The 536-nt window shown below is 65.9% G+C and carries 1 protein-coding gene; it reads left to right on the top strand.

The window, feature by feature from the left end:
* Positions 1–423, top strand: a 423-nt coding sequence (locus PKE99_RS39455; protein WP_271215179.1) for a GntR family transcriptional regulator, incomplete at its 5' end; no start/stop codon positions are given.
* Positions 424–536 lie beyond the last annotated feature (113 nt).

The following is a 536-nucleotide window of genomic DNA, read 5'->3' as shown; positions in this document are numbered from 1 at the left end:
CAGCTGGAGGCCGAAGCCATCGCGCAGTCGCTGCCGCGCGGCGACCGCGCCTGGGAAGAGCGTCTGATCTCGGCCTGGTATCGGCTGGAACGGCTGGAACGCAGCGCCGAGCCGCGCGACCTGACCGAGTGGGAGGGGCTGAACACCGAATTCCACGAGGCGCTGGTCGGCGCGGCAAGTTCAGTCTGGCTTCTGCGGATGCGCAGCATGATGTACAAGCATCACGAACGCTTTCGCCAGTTGTCACGCAGCCGCCCTGCACTGTCGCGAGACGTGCATGAAGAACACCGCGCCCTGTTCGAAAGCGCGATGGACCGCGACGTGCCCCGCGCGATCGAGGTCACCCTCGCCCACATCCAGCGCACGACCGACCGCGTCGTCGCAGCACTTGAAGCCGGAGGGACGGCGCCCACCACGCCGTAACGGGCGACGGGGTGTTGTCAGAGGAAATGCGCTTGCCGACGTGCTGGACGTCCGCTGACCTCGTCGGAAGTCCAGGCGTTCTCCGTTCCAATATTGCAAGAAAAGCCCGTCGA

It is taken from the genome of Pseudonocardia halophobica, from assembly GCF_027922425.1.
In the GTDB taxonomy this organism is placed as follows: Bacteria; Actinomycetota; Actinomycetes; order Mycobacteriales; family Pseudonocardiaceae; genus Pseudonocardia; species Pseudonocardia halophobica.
Note: the sequence above shows the minus strand (reverse complement) of the source record. Positions and strands in the feature narration are given on the sequence as shown.